Origin of the sequence: Luteibacter sp., assembly GCF_051958795.1 — a bacterium.
Taxonomy (GTDB): Bacteria; Pseudomonadota; Gammaproteobacteria; order Xanthomonadales; family Rhodanobacteraceae; genus Luteibacter.
Genome location: NZ_JBQCFT010000237.1, coordinates 1 through 25426, shown reverse-complemented (window position 1 = coordinate 25426; position 25426 = coordinate 1). Strand labels below are relative to the sequence as shown.

22 protein-coding genes are annotated in these 25426 nt (G+C 66.1%); 9 read left to right on the top strand and 13 right to left on the bottom strand.

Translation table 11 applies throughout. The features are described 5' to 3' along the window. Positions 1-46 precede the first annotated feature (46 nt). From guaA to folD, 3 genes are all read right to left on the bottom strand, one after another. Entirely contained in the window at positions 47-1603 is a 1557-nt protein-coding gene (gene guaA / locus ACTHLF_RS11895; protein WP_440327556.1) for a glutamine-hydrolyzing GMP synthase, read from the bottom strand. 95 nt (positions 1604-1698) lie between these two features. Then, positions 1699-3156, bottom strand: coding sequence for an IMP dehydrogenase (guaB, locus tag ACTHLF_RS11890; protein WP_440327555.1), 1458 nt, complete (start codon positions 3154-3156; stop codon positions 1699-1701). Between the two features lie 187 nt (positions 3157-3343). Then, a complete protein-coding gene (gene folD, locus ACTHLF_RS11885) occupies positions 3344-4198 on the bottom strand; it encodes a bifunctional methylenetetrahydrofolate dehydrogenase/methenyltetrahydrofolate cyclohydrolase FolD (RefSeq protein ID WP_440327554.1) in 855 nt (284 codons plus the stop codon). A gap of 50 nt (positions 4199-4248) precedes the next feature. Between folD and ACTHLF_RS11880 the strand changes: the two genes are divergently transcribed. Further along, positions 4249-4809, top strand: a complete 561-nt coding sequence (locus ACTHLF_RS11880) for a GNAT family N-acetyltransferase (protein WP_440327553.1) — start codon at positions 4249-4251, stop codon at positions 4807-4809. Here the strand turns inward: ACTHLF_RS11880 and moeB are convergent. The 8 genes from moeB to ndk form a co-directional block, all read right to left on the bottom strand. Beyond that, positions 4793-5971 carry a molybdopterin-synthase adenylyltransferase MoeB gene (moeB, locus tag ACTHLF_RS11875; protein ID WP_440327552.1) on the bottom strand — a complete coding sequence of 393 codons (1179 nt, stop codon included), beginning with the start codon at positions 5969-5971 and terminating at the stop codon, positions 4793-4795. The genes ACTHLF_RS11880 and moeB overlap by 17 nt on opposite strands. 28 nt (positions 5972-5999) lie before the next feature. Next, positions 6000-7409 (bottom strand): ribosome biogenesis GTPase Der, encoded by a 1410-nt coding sequence (gene der / locus ACTHLF_RS11870; protein ID WP_440327551.1) that lies wholly within the window; start codon positions 7407-7409, stop codon positions 6000-6002. A gap of 26 nt (positions 7410-7435) precedes the next feature. After that, complete coding sequence (bamB, locus tag ACTHLF_RS11865) at positions 7436-8632, bottom strand: outer membrane protein assembly factor BamB (RefSeq protein ID WP_440327550.1); 1197 nt, start codon at positions 8630-8632, stop codon at positions 7436-7438. Then, positions 8629-9279, bottom strand: coding sequence for a YfgM family protein (locus ACTHLF_RS11860; RefSeq protein ID WP_440327549.1), 651 nt, complete (start codon positions 9277-9279; stop codon positions 8629-8631). Before ACTHLF_RS11860 ends, bamB begins: the two co-directional genes overlap by 4 nt. Positions 9280-9409: 130 nt before the next feature. Further along, a complete protein-coding gene (locus ACTHLF_RS11855; RefSeq protein ID WP_440327548.1) occupies positions 9410-10381 on the bottom strand; it encodes a helix-turn-helix domain-containing protein in 972 nt (323 codons plus the stop codon). Positions 10382-10470: 89 nt separating this feature from the next. Then, entirely contained in the window at positions 10471-11256 is a 786-nt protein-coding gene (pilW, locus tag ACTHLF_RS11850) for a type IV pilus biogenesis/stability protein PilW (RefSeq protein WP_440327547.1), read from the bottom strand. Then, a complete protein-coding gene (rlmN, locus tag ACTHLF_RS11845; protein WP_440327546.1) occupies positions 11246-12370 on the bottom strand; it encodes a 23S rRNA (adenine(2503)-C(2))-methyltransferase RlmN in 1125 nt (374 codons plus the stop codon). The genes pilW and rlmN overlap by 11 nt, the downstream gene beginning before the upstream one ends. Positions 12371-12378: 8 nt before the next feature. Then, entirely contained in the window at positions 12379-12804 is a 426-nt protein-coding gene (gene ndk / locus ACTHLF_RS11840; protein WP_247426371.1) for a nucleoside-diphosphate kinase, read from the bottom strand. Between the two features lie 240 nt (positions 12805-13044). On the opposite strand from ndk, the gene ACTHLF_RS11835 reads away from it, so the two are divergent. From ACTHLF_RS11835 to ACTHLF_RS11820, 4 genes are all read left to right on the top strand, one after another. Further along, entirely contained in the window at positions 13045-13710 is a 666-nt protein-coding gene (locus ACTHLF_RS11835) for a TetR/AcrR family transcriptional regulator (RefSeq protein WP_440327545.1), read from the top strand. Positions 13711-13742: 32 nt separating this feature from the next. Beyond that, on the top strand, positions 13743-16112 hold the full coding sequence (locus ACTHLF_RS11830) for a 3-hydroxyacyl-CoA dehydrogenase/enoyl-CoA hydratase family protein (RefSeq protein ID WP_440327544.1): 2370 nt from the start codon (positions 13743-13745) through the stop codon (positions 16110-16112). Positions 16113-16124: 12 nt separating this feature from the next. Continuing rightward, positions 16125-17333: an acetyl-CoA C-acyltransferase gene (locus ACTHLF_RS11825; RefSeq protein ID WP_440327543.1), complete on the top strand. Its 1209-nt coding sequence runs from the start codon at positions 16125-16127 to the stop codon at positions 17331-17333. A 144-nt stretch (positions 17334-17477) separates the two neighbouring features. Next, the gene (locus ACTHLF_RS11820; RefSeq protein ID WP_440327542.1) at positions 17478-18404 is read left to right on the top strand and encodes an MBL fold metallo-hydrolase; all 927 of its coding nucleotides are present in this window, start codon (positions 17478-17480) and stop codon (positions 18402-18404) included. A 12-nt stretch (positions 18405-18416) separates the two neighbouring features. Here the strand turns inward: ACTHLF_RS11820 and ACTHLF_RS11815 are convergent, their stop codons facing one another. Next, positions 18417-19691: an NAD(P)/FAD-dependent oxidoreductase gene (locus ACTHLF_RS11815; RefSeq protein ID WP_440327541.1), complete on the bottom strand. Its 1275-nt coding sequence runs from the start codon at positions 19689-19691 to the stop codon at positions 18417-18419. Between the two features lie 107 nt (positions 19692-19798). Here ACTHLF_RS11815 and ACTHLF_RS11810 point away from each other — a divergent pair, with 107 nt between their 5' ends. Beyond that, positions 19799-20326, top strand: coding sequence for a 3-hydroxyanthranilate 3,4-dioxygenase (locus ACTHLF_RS11810; RefSeq protein ID WP_440327540.1), 528 nt, complete (start codon positions 19799-19801; stop codon positions 20324-20326). An 82-nt stretch (positions 20327-20408) separates the two neighbouring features. Here the strand turns inward: ACTHLF_RS11810 and ACTHLF_RS11805 are convergent, their stop codons facing one another. Beyond that, a complete protein-coding gene (locus ACTHLF_RS11805; RefSeq protein WP_440327539.1) occupies positions 20409-20954 on the bottom strand; it encodes an NUDIX hydrolase in 546 nt (181 codons plus the stop codon). Between the two features lie 154 nt (positions 20955-21108). Between ACTHLF_RS11805 and ACTHLF_RS11800 the strand changes: the two genes are divergently transcribed. The 3 genes from ACTHLF_RS11800 (at position 21109) to ACTHLF_RS11790 (ending at position 25287) form a co-directional block, all read left to right on the top strand. Next, positions 21109-22056 (top strand): hypothetical protein, encoded by a 948-nt coding sequence (locus tag ACTHLF_RS11800; RefSeq protein WP_440327538.1) that lies wholly within the window; start codon positions 21109-21111, stop codon positions 22054-22056. A 205-nt stretch (positions 22057-22261) separates the two neighbouring features. After that, complete coding sequence (locus tag ACTHLF_RS11795; RefSeq protein ID WP_440327537.1) at positions 22262-23752, top strand: amino acid permease; 1491 nt, start codon at positions 22262-22264, stop codon at positions 23750-23752. Positions 23753-23847: 95 nt separating this feature from the next. Further along, entirely contained in the window at positions 23848-25287 is a 1440-nt protein-coding gene (locus ACTHLF_RS11790) for an amino acid permease (RefSeq protein WP_440327536.1), read from the top strand. Positions 25288-25426: the final 139 nt, after the last annotated feature.

The following is a 25426-nucleotide window of genomic DNA, read 5'->3' as shown; positions in this document are numbered from 1 at the left end:
ACGAATCCATGCGACTTGCGCCTGAAGGCGCCCTTGCGGGCTCGCCTTACTCCCACTCAATCGTAGCCGGCGGCTTCCCTGAAATGTCATAAACAACACGAGAAATACCACGCAACTCGTTGATAATACGTGTAGAGCACTTATCAAGGAAGTCATACGGCAGGTGCGCCCAGTGCGCCGTCATGAAGTCGATCGTCTCCACGGCGCGCAGGGCAATAACCCACTCGTAAGCGCGGCCATCACCGACCACGCCCACCGAACGCACCGGCAGGAACACCGCGAACGCCTGGCTCACCCGGTCGTACAGCCCGTGCGCGCGCAGCTCTTCGATGAAGATCGCATCGGCGCGCTGCAGCAGGTCGACGTATTCCGGCTTCACTTCGCCCAGCACGCGCACGCCGAGGCCCGGGCCCGGGAACGGGTGGCGGTAGACCATCTCGCGCGGCAGGCCGAGTTCGACGCCGATGCGGCGGACTTCGTCCTTGAACAGTTCACGCAGCGGCTCGACCAGCTTGAGCTTCATGTGCTCCGGCAGGCCGCCGACGTTGTGGTGGCTCTTGATGACGTGGGCCTTGCCGGTCTTGCTGCCGGCGGATTCGATGACGTCGGGGTAGATCGTGCCCTGGGCGAGCCACTTCACGCCCTCGAGCTTGGCGGACTCTTCGTCGAACACTTCGACGAACAGGCGGCCGATGACCTTGCGCTTGGCCTCCGGGTCTTCCACGCCGGCCAGGGCGTCGAAGAAGCGCTGCTTCGCATCGACGCGAATGACGTGCACGCCCATGTGCTCAGCCATGGTGGCCATGACCTGGTCGCCTTCCTGGAAGCGCAGCAGGCCGGTATCGACGAACACGCAGGTGAGCTGGTGACCGATGGCCTTCTCCAGCAGCGCGGCGACCACCGAGGAGTCGACGCCGCCGCTCAGGCCGAGCAGCACGCGGTCGGACCCGACCTGCTCACGCACACGGGCGACCGCGTCCTCGATGATGTGGGCGGCATCCCACAAGGTGTCCGAACCGCACAGGTCGACCACGAAGCGGCGGAGCAGCTCCATGCCCTTCTTCGTGTGGGTGACTTCCGGGTGGAACTGCAGGCCGTAGAAGCGGCGCTCGTCGTCGGCCATGGCGGCCAGCGGCAGGCTCGCGGTCGATGCGGTGGAACGGAAGCCTTCCGGCAGCTTCGTGACGCGATCGCCATGCGACATCCACACGCCCAGCGACTCGCCGTCGTCCATCACGCTATCGAACAGGCCGCACGATGCGAACGTGACCGTGGCCGGGCCGAACTCGCGATGGTGGCCGGCTTCGACCTTGCCGCCGAGCTGTTCGGACATGGTCTGCATGCCGTAGCAGATGCCGAGCACCGGCACGCCCAGTTCGAAGACCACCTGTGGTGCGCGCGGCGAATCCGCCTCGGTGACCGATTCCGGGCCGCCGGAGAGGATGACGCCACGCGGGTTGAAGCCCGGGATCTCTTCCGGCGCGTGATCCCACGCCCACACTTCGCAATAGACGCCGATCTCGCGGATGCGGCGGGCGATCAGCTGCGTGTACTGCGAGCCAAAGTCGAGGATGAGGATCTTGTCGCTATGGATATCGGTCATCGTGGCGGCCTGCAGTAAAAAATACGGTATGCGAAAAGCAGAACGCCCACGTGTCGCGGGCGTCCTGTGTTACCTGGCGCGGATGCCCCGGGGCATCAATCCAGGACGCGGTAGTTCGGTGCTTCCTTCGTGATCTGGATATCGTGCGGGTGCGCCTCGCGCACGCCGGCACCGGTCACCTTCACGAACTGCGCCTTCTCGTGGATCTCTTCGATGTTGGCCGTGCCCATGTAACCCATGGAGGCACGCAGGCCACCCATCATCTGGTGGATGATGTTGCGGATCGAGCCACGGTACGGCACGCGACCTTCGATACCTTCCGGCACGAGCTTGTCGGCGTCGGCTTCATCCTGGAAGTAGCGGTCCTTGGAGCCGAGCTGCATGGCGCCGATGGAGCCCATGCCGCGGTAGCTCTTGTAGGAGCGGCCCTGGAAGAGTTCGACCTCGCCCGGGGATTCCTCGGTGCCGGCGAACATGGAGCCCAGCATGACCGACGACGCGCCGGCGGCCAGGGCCTTCGGGATATCGCCGGAGTAGCGGATGCCGCCGTCGGCGATGAGCGGGATCTCGCCCTTCAGCGCGGTGGCGACCAGGTCGATCGAGGTGATCTGCGGCACGCCGATACCGGTGACGATACGGGTGGTGCAGATGGAACCCGGGCCCACGCCGACCTTCACTGCATCGACGCCGGCATCGAGCAGCGCACGCGCGGCTTCACCGGTGACGATGTTGCCGGCGATGACCTGCACCTGCGGGTAGCGCTTCTTCACCCAGCCGGCGCGATCGATCACGCCCTGCGAATGGCCATGCGCGGTGTCGACGACGATGACGTCCACGCCCGCGGCCACGAGGGCCTCGACGCGCTGTTCGGTATCGCCACCGACGCCCACCGCGGCACCGACGACCAGACGCTCGTGCGAATCCTTGGCGGCCTTGGGGTTGTCGCGGGCCTTCTGGATGTCCTTCACCGTGATGAGGCCACGGAGCTGGAAGTCGTCGTTGACGACCAGGACCTTTTCGATGCGGTTGCGGTGGAGGAGTTCGAGGACTTCGTCGTGCGACGCGCCTTCCTTCACCGTGATGAGGCGCTCTTCGCGCGTCATGATGTTGCGGACCGGGTCGTCGTGCTTGCGCTCGAAGCGCATGTCGCGGCCGGTCACGATGCCGACCAGGCGCTCGCCGTCGACGACGGGGACACCGGAGATGTTGTGCGCGCGGGTCAGTGCGATGACTTCACCGATGGAGGTATCGGGACGCACGGTGATCGGACTGCGGATGACGCCCGCTTCGAACTTCTTGACCAGGCGGACCTGTGCGGCCTGCTGATCGAACGTCATGTTCTTGTGGATGATTCCCATGCCGCCGTTCTGGGCCATGGTGATCGCCAGTCGCGCCTCGGTGACGGTATCCATGGCAGCGGACACGATCGGGATGTTCAGGCGGAGGCCGCGGGTGAACCGCGTTGAAGTATCCACATCGCGCGGCAGTACCGTGGAGTGGCCGGGAACCAGAAACACGTCGTCGTAAGTGAGTGCCTCGGCAAGGATGCGCATAGCATTAGTCCCGCGAGTAAATCACGCCATTATACCCTGCGTTGCAACATTGCGACAGTGGGGGCTAGATCCCGATCGTGCCGTCTGCCGTAGGAGCCCACCCTGTGGGCGACGCCCCTCGCGATAGCGCCACAGGCCCTGTTGCCTTGAGGCGAAAGATGTCGCCCACAGGGTGGGCTTCTACCGGTCAGGCGTCGAGGGCTTCGGCGGCTTCCAGGGTGTTTTCCATCAGGGTCGCCACGGTCATCGGGCCGACACCGCCCGGTACCGGGGTGATCCACGAAGCACGCTTCGCGGCCGGGGCGAACTCGACGTCGCCGACCAGGCGGCCGTCTTCCAGGCGGTTGATGCCTACGTCCACCACCACGGCGCCGTCCTTCACCCATTCGCCCTTCACGAGGCCCGGCTTGCCGGCGGCCACGACGAGGATGTCGGCCTGGCGAACGAAGCTTTCGAGATCCTGCGTGAACTTGTGGCAGCAAGTGACTGTGCAGCCAGCAATTAGTAGCTCAAGCGCGAGCGGGCGGCCGACATGATTGGAGACGCCGACGATCACGGCATGGCGGCCGCGCACAGGGCGATCCGTGTGGCCCAGCAGGGTCATGACGCCCTTCGGCGTGCACGGGCGCAGGCCGAAACGGCGCAGTGCCAGGCGGCCGACGTTCACCGCCTGGAAGCCATCGACGTCCTTGCGCGCGTCGATCCGGTCGACCAGCGCGTCTTCGTCAATGTGATCGGGCAGTGGCGACTGCACGAGGATGCCGTGCACCGCCGGATCGGCGTTGAGGTTATCGATCAGCGCGAACAGCTCTTCCTGCGAGGTCTCGGCCGGCAGGTCGTAACCGAACGATTCGAAGCCCACCTGCTGGCAGGCGCGGCGCTTGTTCTTGACGTATACCGCGGAGGCGGCGTCGTTGCCGACCAGCACCACGGCGAGACCGGGCTTGCGCCGACCCTCGGCGACGCGCTTGGCAACGCGTAGCGCGATGTGCTCCAGCAATTCGTGGGCGATGCGCTTGCCGTCGAGGATACGTGCCGTCATGGAAAGTTCGCCCTGCGAAAAGCGGTGCATTATCCGTGATTTAATGGGGAATGACCATTGATACCGTGCCCTACCCGCATGACCTGAGCGATGGCGTCGTCCGCCTGCGTGCCTACCGCGACGACGATGCCGAAGCCCTTGCCGAAGCGGTACGGGAATCCGTGGGCACGGCGGGCCCATGGCTGGCCTGGGCTCGCGCGGACTATGACACGGCGACGGCGCAGGACTGGATCCGACTCTGCAAGCAGGCGTGGCTGCTCGGCGACGGTTTCGAGATGATCATCGTCGATACGCAGACCGGCCGATTCCTCGGCGGCATGGGCATCAACCAGCGCCATCGCGAGCATCGGTTCGCGACCCTCGGTTACTGGGTGCGTGAGTCGGAGCACGGCAAGGGCATCGTGACTCGCGCCGGGACGCTCGTCCTGCCCTGGGCGTTCGATGTCGTCGGCGTTACGCGGGTGGAAATCGTGGCTGCGCATGACAACCTGCCGAGCCGGAAAGCCGCCGAGCGTATCGGAGGTACTTTCGAAGGAATGCTGCGTAACCGGTTGGTAATCAACGATAAACCAGTTGACGCAGCCATGTACTCTGTCACCCCGCCGTTGTAGAAGCTGCGCACATGTGTTCGAGGTCGGTGTATCCGGTGAACCCCGAATCGGGGCCGCAGCCGGGACAGGCGGGATCGCGGCGCAGGGTCAGTTCGCGGAAGCGCATGCCCAACGCGTCATACGTGAGCAGGCGGCCGACCAGTGGCTGGCCGATGCCGAGGACCAGCTTGAGGGCCTCGGTGGCCTGGACCAGCCCGAGCACACCGGGAAGCACGCCGAGTACGCCGGCTTCGGCGCAGTTCGGCGCATCGGCCGCCGCGGGCGGTTCCGGGAACAGGCAGCGATAGCATGGCGACTCATCGAGCCGCGGATCGAACACGCTGGCCTGCCCAGTGAAACGCTCGATCGCGGCGTAAACCATGGGGATGCCCAGCCGGCGCGTCGCCGCGGCCAGCAGGTAGCGCGTCGCGAAGTTGTCGGCGCCATCGATCACCACATCGTGGTCGCGGATCAGGGCCTCGACGTTCTCCGCGCGTAGCCGCTCGGCAACCACCCGCACCTCGACCCGCGGATTCAGGGCCAGCAAGGCCATCCGCGCCGAATCGGCCTTGCCCATCCCTACCCGCGCATCGGCGTGGACGACCTGCCGGTGCAGGTTCGATCGCTCCACCCGGTCGTCATCGATGATGGTGATATTGCCGACACCGGCCGCCGCCAGGTAAAGCAGCGCCGGGGCGCCAAGGCCGCCGGCACCGATGACCACGATGCGCGCGGTGGCAAGCTTCGCCTGCCCGGCTTCACCCACCTGCGGCAGGAGGATCTGCCGGCTGTAACGCTCGGCCGCGTCGCTATCCAGGGCACCGGCACTCACCGGGAGGCCCGCCGCCTTCCAGGCGGCCATGCCACCGGCCACGGAGTGCACCCGGCGATAACCCATGCGCTGCAATGCCTCGCCCGCCAGCAGCGAGCGCTGGCCGCTCCCACACAGGAGGAGCACATCGCGATCCCGATCGGGCTCGACCTGCTCGATACGCAATTCGAGGAAGCCACGCGAGAGGCCGACCGCCCCCTCCGGTGAACCGGTGGCACGCTCGTTGTCCTCGCGTACGTCGATCAGCAGCGCGCCACCAAGCTGTCGGGCCAGCGCATCGGCGGCCGTGGTTTCGGGCACGCGCTGGCGCAGGTCGTTCAACCAGCGCTCGCGATCAAGGCCTTCGGTCATGCGGGCACCCTCGGCAGGTGCGGCGCGGTTATTTCTCGCGCCGCTTCGCGTTGCGGATCATGCGCTGGCGGCTGCGGGCCTGGCTTGCCGTCAGCACGTTCTTCGTGCCGGCGAACGGGTTCTCGCCGTCACGGAAGTCGATGCGGATCGGGGTGCCTTCCAGCTTGTAGCGCGTGCGGAAGAAGTTCTCGAGATAACGGCGATACGCCGGCGCGATGTGCTTCGTACGGCTGCCGTGGATGACGATCGTCGGCGGGTTGTTGCCGCCCGGGTGCGCATAGCGCAGCTTGGGCGCGTGGCCGCGAACCAGCGGCGGCTGGTACGACTCGTAGGCCTTCTCGAGCGCGCGGGTCAGGTCGCTGGCCGTGAGCTCCTTGGTGGCGGCCGCATGGGCACGCACCACGGAGCGCATCAGTTCACGCATGCCCGAACCATGCAGCGCCGAAATGAATACGATCTTCGCCCAACTGGCGAACTGCAGGCGGCGCTCCAGCGCCTTCACCGTCTGGTCGCGCTGGTAGGCATCGAGACCGTCCCACTTGTTGACGGCGATGACAAGGGCGCGGCCCTCTTCGATGACATGGCCGATCAGGGTGAGGTCCTGGTCGGCGAGGTTCTCGCGCGCATCGATCATAAGCACGGTGATCTGCGCCGCGGAGATCGACTGCAGCGTCTTGATGACGCTGAATTTCTCCACCGCCTCCTCGACGCGCGCCTTGCGGCGGACGCCCGCGGTATCGATCAGCGTGAACCGACGGCCATCCCGCTCCAGTGCCACGCGAATCGGATCGCGCGTGGTGCCGGCCAGGTCGGACACGATGAGGCGATCCTCACCGAGCAGGCGGTTGATCAGGGTGGACTTGCCGGCGTTCGGGCGGCCGACGATGGCCACGCGGATGCCCTGTTCTTCCAGCGACGGACGGCCTTCGCCCTCCTCGTCTTCATCGACGGGCAGGTGCGGCATGGCGTGCGCCACCAGCACATCGACGCCGCGATTATGCGCGGCCGACATCGGCAGCGTTTCGGCGACACCGAACCGGGCGAACTCGCCCATGACGGACGGCTCGTCGGTGCCATCGGTCTTGTTGACCACGACGACAATCGGCTTGCCGCTACGGCGGAGCTCGCTGAGGATCGAGGCATCGAGCGGGAGGATGCCATCACGGGCATCCACCACGAAGACGAGCAGGTTCGCCTCGGCAATGGCGAGACGAACCTGCTGCGCGGTCAGGCCTTCGATGCCTTCGTCGCTGCCGGAGAGGCCACCCGTATCGACGACCACGAACGGGCGCTCGCCAAGATGGCAGACGCCGTAATGGCGATCACGAGTGACGCCGGGCATATCGGCGACGAGGGCGTCCCTGCTACGCGTCAGCGCATTGAATAGGGTCGACTTACCGACGTTGGGGCGGCCGACCAGGGCGATGACGGGCAACATGGGGAAAGCTAAGATCCTTCAGTGAATCAATGGGCGACGCGGTACGCGCCGACGTGGCCTTCCACGTCTTCCACGTACACGGTATCGCCGGAAACGACGGGCTGCGAACGGATGGCCTTCTTCGACAGGCGCTCACGACCGACGATCTTGCCGTCGGTGCCGTTAAGCCAGTGGATGTGGCCATCGAGATCGCCCACCACCACATAGTTGCCCTGGGCGGACGGGGCCGAAACCCAGCGCCACTTCAGTGCATCCTGCTTCCAGATGTTGGCACCGCTGCTCTTGTCGAAGGCGAACACCTGCGAGGTATCGTCCACGCCGTATAGCGAGTTGTCGTGCACATCGAGCGAGGTGAACGTCGAGAACTTGTGGTTCCACAGCGGACGGCCGCTGGGGCCATCGAACGCGGCGATGTCGCCGTGGTAAGCGCCACCGTACAGGGTGGTGCCGTCCAGGACGATGGCGCCGTCGGCGTCATTCAGGCGATCGATCTCGGTACGGCCTTCGCCGCTGGCGAGGGTCTGTTCCCAGAGCTTTTCGCCGTTATCGAGGCGGATGGCGACCAGCTTGCCGGCATCGCTGCCCATGAACACCACGCCGTTCGCGACGAGCAGGCGGCCGTTGCCGCGCAGGCTGAGCAGCGGGACCTGGGACTGGTCGTAGACCCAGCGGCGCTCGCCGGTCTTCGCATCCAGGCCGTAGACGCGGCCATCGTTGCAGCGGACCACGACGAGGTCGGCGGTAACGACCGGGGCCGTCACGACCTCGGACGAGACCTCGGCGGCCCAGCGGCGCTCGCCATCCTTCGAGTTCATGGCGTAGACGTGGCCATCGAGGGTACCGACGGCAGCGAGGTCACCCGCCACGCCCGGGCCACCCGAGAAGCGCGCATCTTCACGCTTGGCATCGCCCCAGCCGAACCAGCCGTGCTGGCGGATGCTCTTCGACCACAGGGTCTTGCCGGTATTGGCATCGAACGCGGCCATCTTGCCGTCGGTGCTGGCGGCGTACACGACGCCATCGACCACGGCCGGACGCATGCGGATGCCGGATTCGGCGGCGCCGTCACCGACGCTGTTCTTCCACAGGCGCTCCACCTTGATGGACGGCTCGAACTTCTTGTCGAGCGGGGTCGGCGGTTCGACGTTTTCCTTCTTGAACGAATGGCAGCCGGCCACGGCGGCCAGTGAGGAGGTCAACGCGATTGCCCAGAAACGTTTCATGCACCCTGCTTCCCGGCCACGGCCAGATCATCGAGTTTGGTTTGAACCACACCGCGCTGCGGTGCGCTGTCGCCCATGGCGGCGATCGCCGCCTGATAGGCCTTGCGAGCGTCGTCCTGGCGTCCCAGCTTGACCAGCACGTCGCCGCGGAGTTCCTCGGTGGAGGCCGAAAAGCCCTTGCCGTTGAGCGCATCGAGCGCGGCGAGCGCTTCCTGCGGCTTGCCCTGGGCGGCCTTCAGCTGCGCCACGCGCACGCCGACGAGGGTCTTGAGGGTGTCATCCTTCGCGTGGGCCTGGGCCCAGTCGAGGTCGCCCGCGGCCTTGTCGTACTGCGCGGCCATGACATTGCGCTGCGCACGCTCGCCGGCGGCGAACACGGCCCACGCCGTATCCGAGTACTCCTTCATCAGGGTCTCGGTGCGGACATCGGCTTCGCTGGTCTTGTTGGCGGCGTCGGCAGCCTGGAGGGCGCCGTATTCGTTGGCGGCGGCCTGCTCATGGCCGGCGCGGTGCGACTTCCACTGCTGCCAGCCAAAGATCAGCACCAGGCCGAGGGCGATGCCGACGGCGATGCTTACGCCGTTCTTGCGGAGCCACTGCTGGACGCGTTCGCCCTGTTCGTAATCGTCGTAAACGTCGAATGCCATGCAATCACCCACTGCGCACCGGGCGCAGCAAACCTTGGAAGAAACGGGCCCACGCCGGCCGTCCGGGGACGGCCGCGCGGATCAATAGGCAAGGATACCCGAAAAGCGCCGCGAGGCGGCGCCGGGTCAATCAGTAGGCGACCGGCGAGGCCTTGCCATCACGCACATCGACGCGGAAGCGGGCGACGTTGGCGCGGCGGAAGGTTTCGATCTGCACGGGCTGGCCATCGACCGACGCCTGGGCGCCGTTCGCGTTGCCGATACGCACATCGAGCGCGGAAGCGCTGTGGTCCGACTTCTGCGTGCCGGCGGGCAGGATGCCGTATTCCAGGCGCTGGCCTGCGGCATCGGTGACTTCCACCCAGCTCGCCGAAGGCAGGTTCAGCGTGAGGTCGTGCCCACCCTGGCCGGAGGTGACCGCCGCGGGTGCGGCCGCACTGGTCGCCAGCGGGGTCTTCGTCGCGCTGTGGTCGAGCGGCGGGAACATGGCCATGCTGGCCAGCACCGGCTGCTGGTCTTCCGGGCGGGCTTCCGCAGGGGCCGCGGCCTGTGCAGGTGCCGCCGATGCGACGAGCGCGCCGCTGCTGGAGGCAGCGGCCGGCGCATCCTGTTGGGCCACGGGCGCGGCATCCAGCGGGGCGAGGCGCGGCATGTCACGATCGAGCGTGCCACGCACGCCCAGCCACACCATGGGCACCACGATGATCGCCGTCAGGACCACGTAGGTCGCCGCGGTGACATAGCGCTCGAGCAGGTAGCGCGAATGCGAGACGCCGCCGGTGACGACGAGGTCGGGCTGGCGCGGAGCCAGGCGGCCGAGCTCGGCCTGGATGGCATCCTCGTCCACGCCGACATGGCGGCCGTATTTGGTGAGGTAGCCGCTCAGGTACACCTGGTAGTCGATGCCGCCGTACTCGCCGGCCTCGAGCTGGCGCAGCAGGCGCACGGGCAGGCGTAGCGCCTGGCCGCAGGCTTCGACCGTATAGCCCCGGGCCTCGCGCGCCGCGCGCAGCCGGGCACCGAAGTGGCCCTCCTGCGAGGGGGCGTGGTCGATCAGGACGCGGCCACCATCGGTGGCCTGGGAATCAGTCTGCGGGTCCATGGCGTCCTCCCTGTTCACAAAGGGCTCGATGCCGGCGAACAGATCCTGTTCGCGTCCGTCCCGACCGTTGGAATTCGACGATGCAGTGGTCATTGACGTGCAGTGGCTTCGAGTGCGTGCGCGGGTTCCGAATCCGGGAACTTTTCACGCAGGCGTTTGGCATAGTCCTGGGCAACCTCCCCGTTGCCCAGACGGAGCTCGATATCGTGACCGAGCTTCAACGCATCCGGACTGCTCACGCCCAGCGCGTCGAAACGCTGGAGGAATGCGCGGGCCCGGAATGCATCGTTCTTAAGGTACAACACGTTCGCCATCTGATACAGGGCGTCCGGGTTCTGCGGGTTACGCTCGAGCGCCTTGCGGAAGTACGCCTCGGCCCCGTCGTAATCCTTCGCTTTCAGTTCGCACGTGCCGGCGTTCGACAGGGCCAGGTCGGGCGTACCGTAGAACGGATCGGCCAGGGCACGGTCGAAGTACGGCTTGGCATCCCCGGCGCGCCCCTGCTTGCAGAGGAACACGGCGAGGTTGTTGTTGAGGTCGCCCTTCTTCGGGTCGAGTTCCACCGCCTTGCGGTACTGCAGCTCGGCGTTGGCAGGATCGTTGATGCGCTCGTAGAGCACGCCCAGCACGGTGTGTGCCGGGGCGTAGGTGGGATCGAACTGGACCGCCTTGTTCAGCTTGCCCATGGCCCCTTCCAGGTTGCCCTGCTCCATGTACTTGGTGCCAAGCTCGGTATGGACCTCAGCGCCATGCCGGCGCTCGTCCGCCTTGGAGTCCGGCTTGAGGTTGGCCCCCGGACCGTCTCCCCCGGTCGTCACGCAACCGGCGCACGCCATCGCGAGCGCCGCCAGCATCCCCCACCGCTCAAGCCGCATTCACAACCCCTTCTTCGAGCTTCTTGCGGAACTCCGCCTGCCGGCGCGTACGATCGACCACCTGCCCCTTCAGCTGGCCGCAGGCGGCATCGATATCGTCGCCGCGCGTGCGGCGGAGCATGGTAAGCACCCCGGCGTTCAACAGCTGCGTCTGGAACGCGCGGATCTCCTCCGGCTCCGAGCGTTCGAAACGCGTGCCCGGGAACGGATTGAACGGGATAAGGTTGACCTTGTTATTACCGGGCAGGCGGCGCATGAACTTGATCAGCTGGCGCGCGTGTTCCGGGCGGTCGTTCACGCCCTTCATGAGCGTGTATTCGAACGTGATGGTGGTACGCGGCGCCCGGCGGATATAGCGCTCGCAGGCCCCGGCCAGCTCGGCCAGGTTGTAGCGCTTGTTCAGCGGGACCAGCTCGGTACGCAGCTCGTCGTTGGCGGCGTGCAGCGAGACCGCCAGCGACACGTCGCTCTCGGCCGAGAGCCGGTCGATCATCGGCACCAGGCCGGCGGTGGAAAGCGTGACGCGCTTGCTGGCCAGGCCGAAGCCCAGGTCGTCGCGCATCAGGCTCATGGCCTTCACCACGTTATCGAAATTGAGCAACGGCTCGCCCATGCCCATCATCACCACGTTGGTGATGCGGCGCTGCTGGTGCGTGACGTTGCCCAGGAATTTGGCCGCGACCCACATCTGGCCGATGATTTCGGCCGTCGAGAGGTTGCGCGAGAAGCCTTGGGTCGCCGTGGAGCAGAACTGGCAGTTCAGGGCGCAGCCCACCTGCGAGGACACGCAGAGCGTGCCGCGGGTGGGTTCCGGGATATACACGGTTTCGATGGCGTTGCCGCCATCCATGCCGAGCAGCCACTTGTGGGTGCCATCCACCGCGCCTTTTTCAAAGACGGTGGACGGCGGCCCGATATAACAGGTGGCATTGAGCTTTTCGCGAAGCGCCTTGCCGACATCGGTCATCGCCTCGAAATTGCTTTCAAGACGGTGGTAGATCCACTTCATGACCTGGTCCGCGCGATACGGCTTCTCGCCAATGCTGGCGAAGAAATCGCGCAGCCCCTGGCGGTCGAAGTCGAGCAGGTTGACCTTGTCGGCAGGCGTATTCACGGCAGTTCTCAGTGCGAAACGACGTCCGAGTCGTTAAAGAAGTACTTGATCTCGTTGGCGGCGTTCTCGAGCGAATCCGAGCCGTGCACGGCATTGGCGTCGATCGATTCGGCGAAGTCGGCGCGGATGGTGCCGGCAGCCGCTTCCTTCGGGTTGGTGGCGCCCATGAGGTCACGGTTCTTCAGGACCGCGCCTTCGCCTTCCAGCGCCTGGATCATCACCGGGCCGGAGATCATGAACTCGACCAGGGCGCCGAAGAACGGACGCTCCTTGTGCACTGCGTAGAAGCCTTCGGCCTCTTCGCGGGTCAGCTGCTTCATCTTGGCGGCGACGATCTTGAGGCCAGCCTTTTCAAAGCGGGCCAGGATTTCACCGATGACGTTCTTCTTGACGGCATCGGGCTTGATGATCGAAAGGGTGCGCTCCAGCGCCATACGGGTACTCCGGGAAGGGTAGGAATAAACAAAGCATGCCGGACCCCGCGAGGGCGCCCGGTGAAAGTTTGAAGGCAAAGCCGTCAGGAATGACTGACTTAGCTCACGAATTCTTGACGGATTCTAGCTCATCCGAAACCCAATTGCAGGCTTGTGCGGCGCACATTGACCACCAAATAACGGCAGGCGTATTCTCAAACGATCGTTTGATTCAAACTGACCCAGCCGGAGTGGCCCGCCATGACCCCTGCCCCCTACGCCTCACGTGAGCGCAGTACGAAGGAACGGATCCTGGGTGCGGCCGAAGCCCTGTTCGCGACCCATGGATTCGCCGGGGCCTCCCTGCGCCAGGTCACCGCCGCCGCCAGGGTGAACCTGGCCGCCGTGAACTACCACTTCGGCTCCAAGGACAAGCTGATCGAGGAGGTGTTCCGGCGCCGCCTGGACGAGCTAAACAGCCGCCGCCTGGCCGCCCTGCACCGCCTGGCCGGCAAGGACGACACCACGCTCGAGGACGTCCTCGATGCATACATCCGCCCGGCACTGGACCTCTCCCGTACCGATGGCGGCGGCGCGGCCTTCGTCCGCGTCCTGGCCCGGGCCTATGCCGAGCATAACGAGACCCTGCGCCGGTTTCTCTCGGAGAACTACGGCCACATCCTGCGCCAGTTCGCCACCGAGTTCGGCCGCCTGCTGCCCGGTCTGGCCAAGGAAGACATCTACTGGCGCCTGGATATCGTGACCGGCGCCCTGACCTACGCCATGGCCGACTTCGGCATCATCCAGCGCAAGAGCGACGTCGCCGAGCGCGACCACCGCGAAACCGCCGCCGAGCACCTGATCCGCTTCGCCGCCGCCGGCATGCGCAACCCATCCGTTTCGAACGCTCCGGCCAGCCCGCGCTGACCGGAACGACTATTTGCACCCTGGAGATCACCATGACCGCAACACCGCTACGCATTCGCAAGGCCGCGGTACTCGGCGCCGGCGTCATGGGCGCGCAGATTGCCGCGCACCTGACGAACGCCAACGTGGAAACCGTCCTGTTCGACCTGCCCGCCAAGGAAGGTCCGAAGAGCGGCATCGCCCTCAAGGCCATCGCCAACCTGGCCAAGCTCTCGCCGGCCCCGCTGGCCGAGAAGAGCCTGGGCGCGGCCATCATCCCGGCGAACTACGAGGATGACCTGGGCCAGCTCGCCGACGTGGACCTGGTCATCGAAGCCATCGCCGAACGGATGGACTGGAAGCTGGATCTCTACACGAAGATCGCTCCGCACGTCTCGAAGACCGCCGTCCTCGCCAGCAACACCTCGGGCCTGTCGATCAATGGCCTCGCCGAAGCGCTGCCGGAACAGCTCCGCCACCGCTTCACCGGCGTGCATTTCTTCAATCCGCCGCGCTACATGCACCTGGTCGAGCTGATCCCGACGAAGCTCACCGATACCGCCGTGCTCGAAGGCCTCGAGGCCTTCCTGACCACGACGCTTGGCAAGGGCGTCGTCTACGCGAAGGACACCCCGAACTTCATCGGCAACCGCATCGGCGTGTTCTCGATGCTGTCGACGATGTTCCACACCGAACAGTTCGGCCTGGGCTTCGACACCGTCGATGCGCTGACCGGCCCGGCGATCGGCCGCCCGAAGAGCGCCACCTTCCGCACCGCGGATGTCGTGGGCCTGGATACGCTCGCCCACGTGGTGAAGACCATGGGCGATACGCTGCCGGATGATCCCTGGCACAAGTACTTCCAGCCGCCGGTGTGGCTGAAGGGCCTGATCGACAAGGGTGCGCTGGGCCAGAAGACCGGCGCCGGCTTCTATCGCAAGGCCGGCAAGGACATCGTGGTGCTGGACCTGCAGAAGCAGGACTACCGCCCGTCCGAGGGCAAGCCTTCCGATGAGGTCGCCGCCATCCTGGCGATCAAGGATCCGGCCGAGAAGTTCGGCAAGCTGCGCGCCTCGTCCGATCCGCAGGCGCAGTTCCTGTGGGCGGTGTTCCGCGATCTCTTCCATTACACGGCCTTCCACCTGGCGGATATCGCCGAGACCGCGCGCGATGTCGACTTCGCCATCCGCTGGGGTTACGGCTGGAAGCTCGGTCCGTTCGAGCTGTGGCAGGCTGCTGGTTGGCAGCAGGTCGCCGGCTGGATCGCGGAAGACATCGCCGCCGGCAAGACCATGAGCAGCGCCCCGCTGCCGGCATGGGTCACCGACGGTCGCAACGGCGTGCACGGCAAGGCCGGCTCGTACTCGGCCAGCGCCAACGCCGAGAAGCCGCGCTCGTCGCACCCGGTCTATGCCCGCCAGGCGTTCCCGGATCCGATCCTGGGCGAGAAGTTCGACCAGGGCACGACGGTGTGGGAAAACGATGGCGTGCGCCTGTGGACGCAGGGCGACGGCATCGGCGTCATCTCGTTCAAGACCAAGATGAATACGGTCAACGACCACGTGCTCGATGGCATCCAGCATGCGATCGGCCTGGCGGAACAGCAGTTCCGTGGCGTGGTGCTGTGGCAGCCGAACGAGCCGTTCTCGGCCGGTGCCGACCTCAAGGGTGCGCTCGGCCTGCTCCAGGCTGGCAAGCTCGCCGAGTTCGAGGCCATGGTCGCGAACTTCCAGGCCACCAGCATGGCGATCAAGTACTCGCTGGTGCCGGTCGTGGCCGCGGTGCGCGGCCTTGCCCTGGGCGGTGGCTGTGAGTTCCAGATGCACTCCGCGCGCACGGTCGCGGCGCTGGAGAGCTACATCGGCCTCGTCGAGGCTGGCGTCGGCCTGCTGCCGGCGGGTGGCGGCCTGAAGGAACTCGCCGTCCGCGCGGCGCAGCAGAACCCGGAAGACCCGTTCGAATACCTCAAGAAGGTGTTCGAGACCGTCGCGATGGCGAAGGTCTCGACCAGCGCGCTGGAAGCGAAGACGCTCGGCCTGCTGCGCAAGGAAGACATCGTGGTGTTCAACGCCTACGAACTGCTGCACGTGGCCAAGGCCCAGGCGCTTGCCATGGCGGAATCGGGCTACCGCCCGCCGATGCCGGCACGTGCCATTCCCGCCGCCGGCGACACTAGCACGGCGACGTTCAAGGCCAGCCTTGCCAACATGGCCGAGGGCTACTTCGCCTCGCCGCACGACATCAACATCGCCAGCCGCATCGCCGACACGCTGTCGGGCGGCCCGATCGAGCGCGGCTCGGCCGTGGATGAGGAGTGGCTGCTCGCGCTGGAACGCAAGCATTTCGTCGAGCTGGCCCAGACCGAAAAGACCCAGGCCCGCATCGCCCACACGATGACGACCGGCAAGCCGCTGCGTAACTGAGGAAAGCATTCCATGAGCAAGCAAGTGCAAGATGCCTACATCGTCGCCGCCACCCGTACCCCGGTAGGCAAGGCGCCGCGCGGCGTGTTCCGCAATACCCGTCCCGACGACCTGCTCGCCCACGTCATCCGTGCGGTGATGGAGCAGGCCCCGGGCATCGACCCGGCCCTGATCGCCGACGCGATCATCGGCTGCGCCATGCCGGAAGCCGAGCAAGGCATGAACGTGGCGCGCATCGGCGTGCTGCTGGCCGGCCTGCCGGAACAGGTGCCCGGCGTCACCATCAACCGCTTCTGCTCGTCGGGCGTGCAGGCCATCGCCATGGCCGCCGACCGCATCCGCCTGGGTGAGGCCGACCTGATGCTCGCCGGCGGTACCGAGTCGATGAGCATGGTGCCGATGATGGGCCACAAGATCGCCATGAACCCGGCGATCTTCGAAAACGACGAAAACCGCGCGATCGCCTTCGGCATGGGCATCACCGCGGAGAAGGTCGCCGAGCGCTGGAAGGTCAGCCGCGAGGACCAGGATGCCTTCGCCCTGCAGTCGCACCAGAAGGCGCTCGCCGCCATCCAGAACGGCGAGTTCAAGGACGAGATCACCCCGTTCCAGCTCGACGACCGCTACCCCGACCTGAAGAACCGCACGGTGAAGGAAGACCGCCGGATCATTTCGATCGACGAAGGCCCGCGCGCCGATACGTCGCTCGAGGTGCTCGGCAAGCTGCGCCCGGTGTTCCGCAACGGCCAGTTCGGCGGCTCGGTCACCGCGGGTAATTCCTCGCAGATGTCCGACGGTGCTGGCGCGCTGCTGCTGGCCTCGGAAAAGGCCATCAAGGATTACGGCCTGACCCCGCTCGCCCGCTTCGTCGGCTTCTCCGTCGCTGGCGTCGCCCCGGACATCATGGGCATCGGCCCGAAGGAAGCGATCCCGAAGGCACTGAAGCAGACCGGCATCAGCCAGGACCAGCTCGACTGGATCGAGCTCAACGAAGCGTTCGCCGCCCAGGCCCTCGCGGTCATCCGTGACCTCGGCCTGGATCCGTCGAAGGTGAACCCGCTGGGCGGCGCCATCGCCCTCGGCCACCCGCTCGGTGCCACCGGCGCCATCCGCGCCGCCACGCTGATCCACGGCCTGCGCCGCCGCAAGCAGAAGTACGGCATGGTCACCATGTGCATCGGCACCGGCATGGGCGCGGCAGGCGTGTTCGAAGCGCTGTAAAACAGCGCTGTAGTAGGAGCGCACCCTGTGCGCGACATCTTTCGCCCAAGGCAACAGGTCCTGTTGCGGAATCGCGAAAGGCGTCGCTCACAGGGTGGGCTCCTACGGATGCATTGGTTGCCCCGGCGGGTTTACGCTGTAGCCATGCACGGCATCCACACCATCGACACCGGCTTCGGCCGCCCCTCCTTCGACGCGGCCTACCTCGTGGTGGAACGTGGCCGGGGTGCCTTCATCGATAGCGGCACCACGCACTCCCTGCCCCGTTTCCTCGATGCGATCGCGTCGGCCGACCTGCGGCCCGCCGACATCGACTGGGTAATCCTCACCCACGTACACCTCGACCATGCGGGTGGCGCGGGCGAGCTGATGAAGCACCTGCCCAACGCCATGCTCGCGGTGCACCCGCGCGGCGCGCGGCACATGATCGATCCCTCCGCACTCATTGCCGGCGCGACCGGCGTCTATGGCGAGGACGCGGTGCGGCGTGACTACGGCACGATCATGCCCGTCCCGAAGGACCGGGTGATCGAAGCCAGCGATGGCTTCGTCGTCGATCTCGCAGGACGGGCCCTGCTATGCCTGGATACGCCGGGCCATGCGAAGCACCACATCGCCATCCACGATGAGCGCGCGAACGCGTTCTTCACCGGCGACATCTTCGGCCTGTCCTACCGCGAATTCGATACCGCGAACGGCCCGTTCATCATCCCGACGACCTCGCCGGTGCAGTTCGATCCCGACGAGGCGCACGCTTCCATCGAGCGGATGATGCGCTACGAGCCCGAGGCGATGTACCTGACGCATTACGACCGCGTCGGCGAGGTCAAACGGCTGGCCCGTGACCTGCATGAGCAGATCGACGCGATGGTCGCGATCGCTACAAGGCATGCGGCCGATCCGGACCGCGAAGTGCGTATCGCCGCGGATTTCACCGAGCTCTACGTGGGTCGGGCCAGAAAGCACGGCGTAGCCTTGTCCGCCGATGAGATCACGAAGCTGCTGAAGATCGATATCCGGCTGAATGCGCAGGGCATCATCGTCTGGCTGGACAAGGCAAAGCCGCGCTAGGCAGGCCTATGCCTAGCCCTCAAGGCGCGACTTGAACCAATCCGCAAGCTCGAGCTTCCAGTACGTGCCTTGCGCGGCCAGGTAACCGAACGGCCGGTGGACCGGTTCAAGCCCGAAGTCCGCATAGGCGGGCACGGCTTTCTCGCCAGCCGCGATCGCGTCGGCAAGCGTCTCACCTGCGGCGCAGGTGGGCGCCAGGCCATGGCCGCCGAAGGCCTGCGCGTACCACAGGCCGTTACCGTGGGTTCCCACCTGGGGCATCTCGTGCCGGGCGTAGCTCATCAAGCCCGACCAGGCGTGCCCGATCTTCACCCCCTTCAGTGCCGGGAATACACGCTCGAGGTCGCGTGCCAGGAGTTTCTGCACCGCACGCGGGTTTCTGTCGCGTACCGAGATCCTCCCGCCCCATAACAGCCGGGTGTCCTGCAGCGGCCGGTAGTAGTCGAAGGCAAAGCGCGTGTCGTAGATGGCCGCCTGGGTCCGCAGGCATTCGCCGAGGCGCGGGCCGAGCGGTTCGGTGACCATGACATAGGTGGCGATCGGCAGGACAGCGCGGTCGATCGTGCGATCGAGCCCGGCGAGGTAGCCGCCACACGCGAGCACCACCTGTGGCGTCTCGATCTCCGCGTCACCCACGCGCAGCACCCAGCGCGGGCCCCGCCGCTCGAGCATCCTGACCCGTGAGCCTTCATGGATCGATACGCCGGCCGCTTCCGCGGCGACCGCAAGCCCACGGGCGTAGGCCAGCGGATCGATGTGCAGCGCATTACGTTCATACAGGCCATCGTGGTATCGGCGGCTGTGCACAAACTCGTGCATGGCGTCGGCGGGAATCCATTGCCAATCGCTGCCGTAATGCTCGGCGAGCAGCTTTTGCCTGTCGCGGAGCAAGCGCGCATCGCGGAACCAGTTGGCCCAGACGACCCCTGCATCGACCATGTCGCACTCGATGCCCAGCGCCCCGATGCGCTGGCGGATGAGGTTCACCGCGGCGACGGTGCGCCCGTACAGGTCGCGGGCACGCTGGTCACCCAGCTTCTCCAGCAGGGCGCGCTCGCCCAGGGAATAGCCGGCGAAGACGAATCCGCCGTTGCGGCCCGAGGCGCCGAAGCCCACCGTCTGCGCTTCGAGCAGCACCACGTCGCGCACACCGCGCGCCACCAGCCCGAGTGCGGTATTCAGCCCGGCGAAGCCACCGCCAACGACCACGACCGATGCCTCCCGCTTGCCCACGGGCGCGGGTCGCGGCGACGGTGCGGGTTGGCGGGCGTGGTACCACGACGCCATGTAGGGGAATCCTGACGAAACGGAACGCCGTTGTACGACACGTCGCAGCCGCCGGGAAGTACCCGGGCGGGAGTATGATCGGCGGACTCCTACTCGAAGCCCTCCGAATGAGCCTCACGCCTCCCATCGACCTGCAGCGCTGGATCGACGAGCACCGCGACCTGCTCAAGCCCCCGGTCGGTAACAAGTGCATCGTCGATGGCGACTTCATCGTCATGATCGTCGGCGGCCCGAACGCGCGCACCGACTATCACTACGACGAGGGCCCGGAGTTCTTCTACCAGCTCGAGGGCGAGATGGTCCTGAAGGTCCAGGACGAGGGCGAAGCCAGGGACATCCCCATCCGCGCCGGCCAGATCTTCTACCTGCCCGCGCAGGTTCCGCACTCCCCGCAGCGCATGGCCGGCTCGGTCGGCCTGGTGGTCGAGCGCCGTCGTCTCCAGGGCGAAAAGGACGGCCTGCTGTGGTTCTGCGAGAACTGCAACACCAAGCTGTTCGAGCGCTACTTCACCCTCGAAAGCATCGAGCGCGACTTCCCGCCGGTGTTCGACACCTTCTACCGCGACGAGCAGGCACGCACCTGCCCGACCTGCGGCACGCTACACCCCGCGCCTGCGCGCTACGCCGAGGCCTGAGCCCCATAATTTGTGGGAGCGTGCTTGCACGCGATGGGTGCTTGCGCCACCGCCAATCGCGCGCAAGCGCGCTCCCACAAAATCAAGCGCGCCCGAGCCACTTGCGCGCCATGCGCCGCAACGACTCGTCGCTCGTTTCATCTGCGGCAATAGCCGCGATATCCCGCCAGGCCAGGCCGAGCGATTCCTCGTTCGCCTCGAACGTTTCCGAGCCGCGCGCCTCGATCACGTACCTGGCGTCGTAATGCCAGTGCTCGGGCTCCGCGCCACGGGCGGGTATGACGTGTCGGTCGAGATCGAACAAGACGGGCCGCACCGCGAGATCGCGTAAGCCGGTCTCCTCTTCCGCTTCCCGCAACGCCACGCTGGCGAGATCCACCTCGCCATCCGCATGCCCGCCAGGCTGGAGCCAGCGTTGCAGCTTGCGGTGGTGCATGAGCAGCACGCGCTGCCCGTCCGCGCTGACCAACCACGCCGAACCGGTGAAATGGCCCGCGAGCGTCTCGCGGTGGAACGGCCTGGCCTCGCTCACAAGCCAATCGCGGAAATGCGCGACATCCGTTTCGTCAGGGTAACGGCCGGCGTAGTCGTCGAGCGCCGACATCAGGGGGGTGTGGGAAAAGTCCATCCGGGAATTCCGATAAGCATGAGTGCATTTTCGCACACGATTTTCAGACAAGTCTGATGTCGCTGGCCATCAGCTCGTCCCTAGCATGGGGGTGTGCGCAAGGAGCGCACCGAATGTCCACGGCCAACCGGCCGCCCTCATGCATGGAGCCCGCATGTCGTTCCGCCATCTTCGCTATACCGCGCTTCTCGCCCTCGTCCCCGCCACGGCCCTGGCCGCCGACGGCCGCGAGGCCCCGAACTTCACCGGCCCGCTGGTAACCCCTGCCGTGAACACCTTGCCCGCGGGCCGCCTCAACATCGAGCCCTACCTGGTCTTCGCCAACGTGCGCGGCGCGTACGACAACGATGGTTCCCCGCACTCCGTGAAGCACCATGCCCGGCAGTGGCAGCTCGCCCTCCCCATGATCTACGGGCTGGGCGATACCACCGCCGTGCAGCTCACCCTTACCGGCGCGCGTCTCTCCACGCATGGCGGCCACGCCGACGGCCTGCGCATGGGCGACACCGTGGTGCGCCTGCAGCAACGTCTCACCGGCCCGGGTGCCGATGGCACCGGCTGGGTCTCGTCCGTCTCGGTCGCGCAGCGACTGCCCACCGGGGCGTACCACCACCTCGATACCAATCCGCTCAACGGCATGGGTAACGGCGCGGCGCGGACGTTGCTGGCCTACGGCGTCCAGAAGTTGCAGTACCTGCCGGATGGCCAGGCGGTGCGCTGGCGCGGCCAGTTCGCCTGGAGCCCGAACCCGCGCCACGTAAACGTCCACGGCACCAGTGCTTACGGCACGGGCCGGGGTTTCCGCGGCGTCGCGCGGCACGGCCAGGCCTGGAACCTCTCGGCCGCGGCGGAGTACGCGCTGGATGCGCGCTGGGTGCTGGTGAACGAAATCGTGTTCAACCGGACCGGCATGGTGCGCATGAAGGATGCGGCGCAGCATGCCTGGAAACTCCGGCCCAGCCACGACCTCAGCCTGGCGCCCGCGGTGGAATACCACTTCAACGCCACCCTGGGCCTCATCGCGGGCGTGCAGTTCAGCGTGGCCGGGCGCAATGCGTCCCGCTATGTCGCACCGCAGGCCGCGCTGAACATGGTGCTCTGAAGCACCGTGTTCGCACACCACAACCGCCGTTAGTCATGGTGACTTCCGCCGCCCTCCGTGCAAGGCCTTGGCAGGCCTCGCAATGCAGCTTGTACGGCCGTGCCCCGCTGGGCTATGGTGCCGTGCCGACTCACCGGGGGCGGCGTTCCTTGGCTGCCACGGCGGTCCCAATAATAAAGAGCACTTCCGGCAGTAGGGGAGACACATGTTGAAACACCTTTTTGCGACGCATCCCATCGAGGCCGCGCCGCACGTCGATGCTGGTGAACACATCGATACCGGCGCGCATGGCGATGCGGGCCTCAAGCGCGTACTCACCGCGAAACACCTCATTCTCCTGGGTATTGGCGCCGTCATCGGTGCGGGTATCTTCGTCATCACCGGCCAGGCCGCCGCGATGCATGCGGGCCCCGCCCTCGTCATCAGCTTCCTGATCGCCGGCTTCGCCTGTGCCCTTGCGGGCCTGTGCTACGCCGAGTTCGCCGCCATGCTCCCGGTCTCAGGCAGCGCCTACTCGTATTCGTACGCCACCCTGGGCGAATACGTCGCGTGGTTCGTGGGCTGGAACCTCGTGCTCGAATACCTGTTCGCGGCCGCCACGGTCGCCGCGGGCTGGTCCGGCTACTTCAACGAACTGCTCGGCCTTATCGGCGGTATGATCGGCAGCGACATCACCCTGCCCTCCACGCTGTCCTCGGCCCCGTTCCAGTTCGTCGAAGGCCACATCCAGGCCACCGGCGCCCTGATCAACCTGCCGGCGGTCGTCATCATCGCCGCGCTCTCGGGCCTGTGCTACGTCGGCATCACCCAGTCGGCCTTCGTCAACTCGATCATCGTGGCGATCAAGGTCACCGTGATCCTGCTGTTCCTCGCGTTCGCCATCAAGATGATCAACCCGGCGAACTGGCACCCGTTCATCCCGCCGAACGAGGGCGAAGGCGTGTTCGGCTGGAGCGGCATCTTCCGCGCGGCGACCATCGTGTTCTTCTCGTACGTCGGCTTCGATGCGGTGTCCACCGCCGCCGGTGAAGCGAAGAACCCGCAGCGCGACATGCCCATCGGCATCCTCGGTTCGCTGGCCGTCTGCACCGTGCTGTACATCGCCGTCGCCCTGGTGCTCACGGGTATCGCGCCGTTCCGCATCCTGAACACCCCGGAGCCGGTCGCCACCGCGCTCGGCCTGTACCCGCAGCTCTCCTGGCTCAAGGCCATCGTCGTCGTCGGTGCCATTACCGGTCTCTCGTCGGTGATCCTGGTGATGCTCATGGGCCTGCCGCGCATCTTCTTCTCGATGGCGCGCGACGGCCTGCTGCCCCCGGCCATGGCCAAGGTGCATCCAAAGTTCCGCACGCCGCACCTCGGCACCATCATCGTCGGCGTCGCCGCCGCGGCAATGGCCGGCCTGTTCCCGGTCAGCGTGCTGGGTGAGCTGGTCTCGATGGGCACCCTGCTCGCCTTCGCCACCGTCTGCATCGGCATCCTGATCCTGCGTTACACCCGCCCCGACCTGAAGCGCAGCTTCCGCGTCCCGATGGTGTGGCCGATCTCGATCCTCGGTGCGCTCGCCTGCGTCTACCTTTTCTGGCAGGCGTTCGAAGAGCACTGGCGCCTGATGGTCGGCTGGATCGTCATCGGCCAGCTGATCTACTTCGGCTACGGCTACGCGCACAGCAAGCTGCGCAAGAAGCTCGGCTGAAAAACAGGCATCCAAGGGGAAGGCCGGCGGTCACTCGCCGGCCTTCCCTGTTTTGACGCTATCCTCATCCACGTCTGACCGATCCGAGCCACCGAATGCTCAAGCAGCTACTTGCGAAGAAAGCCGCCGTACCCGAACCCGATGACGCCCATGGCCCGGCCCTGCGCCGAACGCTCGGCCCATGGGGCCTGACGGCACTGGGCATTGGCGCGGTGATCGGCGGCGGCATCTTCGTGATCACCGGCGTGGCCGCCGCGGAACACGCCGGCCCGGCGATCATCCTCTCGTTCATCCTGGCTGCCATCTGCAGCGTGTTCACCGCGCTGTGCTACGCCGAGTTCGCTTCGCTGGTGCCCGTCTCGGGCAGCGCGTACTCGTATGCCTACGCCACGCTCGGTGAAGGCGCCGCCTGGTTCATCGGCTGGAACCTCATCCTCGAATACGGCGTCTCCGCCTCCGCGGTGGCCGTGAGCTGGACGGGCTACTTCGTCAGCCTGCTCGACCATATCGGCATCCATATCCCGCCCGCGCTGACCAATGCGCCGCTCGATTTCGTCGACGGCCACCTGGTCGCGACCGGCGCGTTGTTCAACCTGCCCGCGGTCGGCATCACGCTCGCGCTGACCTGGCTCTGCTATGTCGGCATCAAGGAGTCCACCGGCCTCAACATGGCCATGGTCCTGCTGAAGGTCGCGCTGATCGTGGTCGTGATTGTCGTCGGTGCCAACCACATCGATACCGCGAACTGGCATCCGTTCATCCCCGAGAACCAGGGCGGCGACAAGTACGGCTGGTCCGGCGTGCTGCGCGGCGCGTCGCTGGTCTTCTTCGCTTACATCGGCTTTGAAGCCACCTCTACCGCCGCACAGGAATCGAAGAACCCGCAGCGCGACATGCCCATCGGCACGCTCGCCTCGCTGGGCATCTGCACGGTGCTCTACATCGCGATGGCAGCGGTGCTGACCGGCCTCGTGCCGTTCGGCCAGCTCGGCACGGCGGAGCCGGTCGTCACCGCCATCCGCCAGCACCCGGAACTCAACTGGCTGCGTGGCCTCGTGGAGATCGGCGCACTGATCGGCCTGTCGTCGGTCGTGCTGGTGATGATCATCGCGCAGCCGCGCATCTTCATGATCATGGGGCGCGACGGCCTGTTGCCGAAAGTGTTCACCACCATCCATCCGAAGTACCGCACGCCGCACCTCAACACGGTGATCACCGGCGTCGGCATCGCAGCGCTCGCTGCAGTGTTCCCGTTGAACCTGCTCGGCGACCTGACTTCGATGGGTACGCTCGTTGCGTTCTGCGCGGTATGCATCGGCGTGTTGATCCTTCGCCGCACCTCGCCTGACACACCGCGCACATTCCGCGTTCCGTTCGCACCGCTGACGTGCACGCTCGGTGTGCTCAGCTGCATTGGCCTGCTGTATTCGCTTGGCCTGCGCAACTGGGTTTTGCTGGGTGTGTGGACCGCGTTGGGCGTGATTGTTTACTTCGCTTACAGCTTCCGGCACAGCAAGAATCGCCGCCCTGGATGACCCCGGACGCGCGCAAGCGCGCTCCTACAACGTTACGTTAACATTTCATGTTAAATGATTGTTTTTGCGACGAAATGCGCAGAAACACCGTCGTCATTTAACTGCCATTGGCCGGTCGCGCCCCGAGGGGAGTATGATC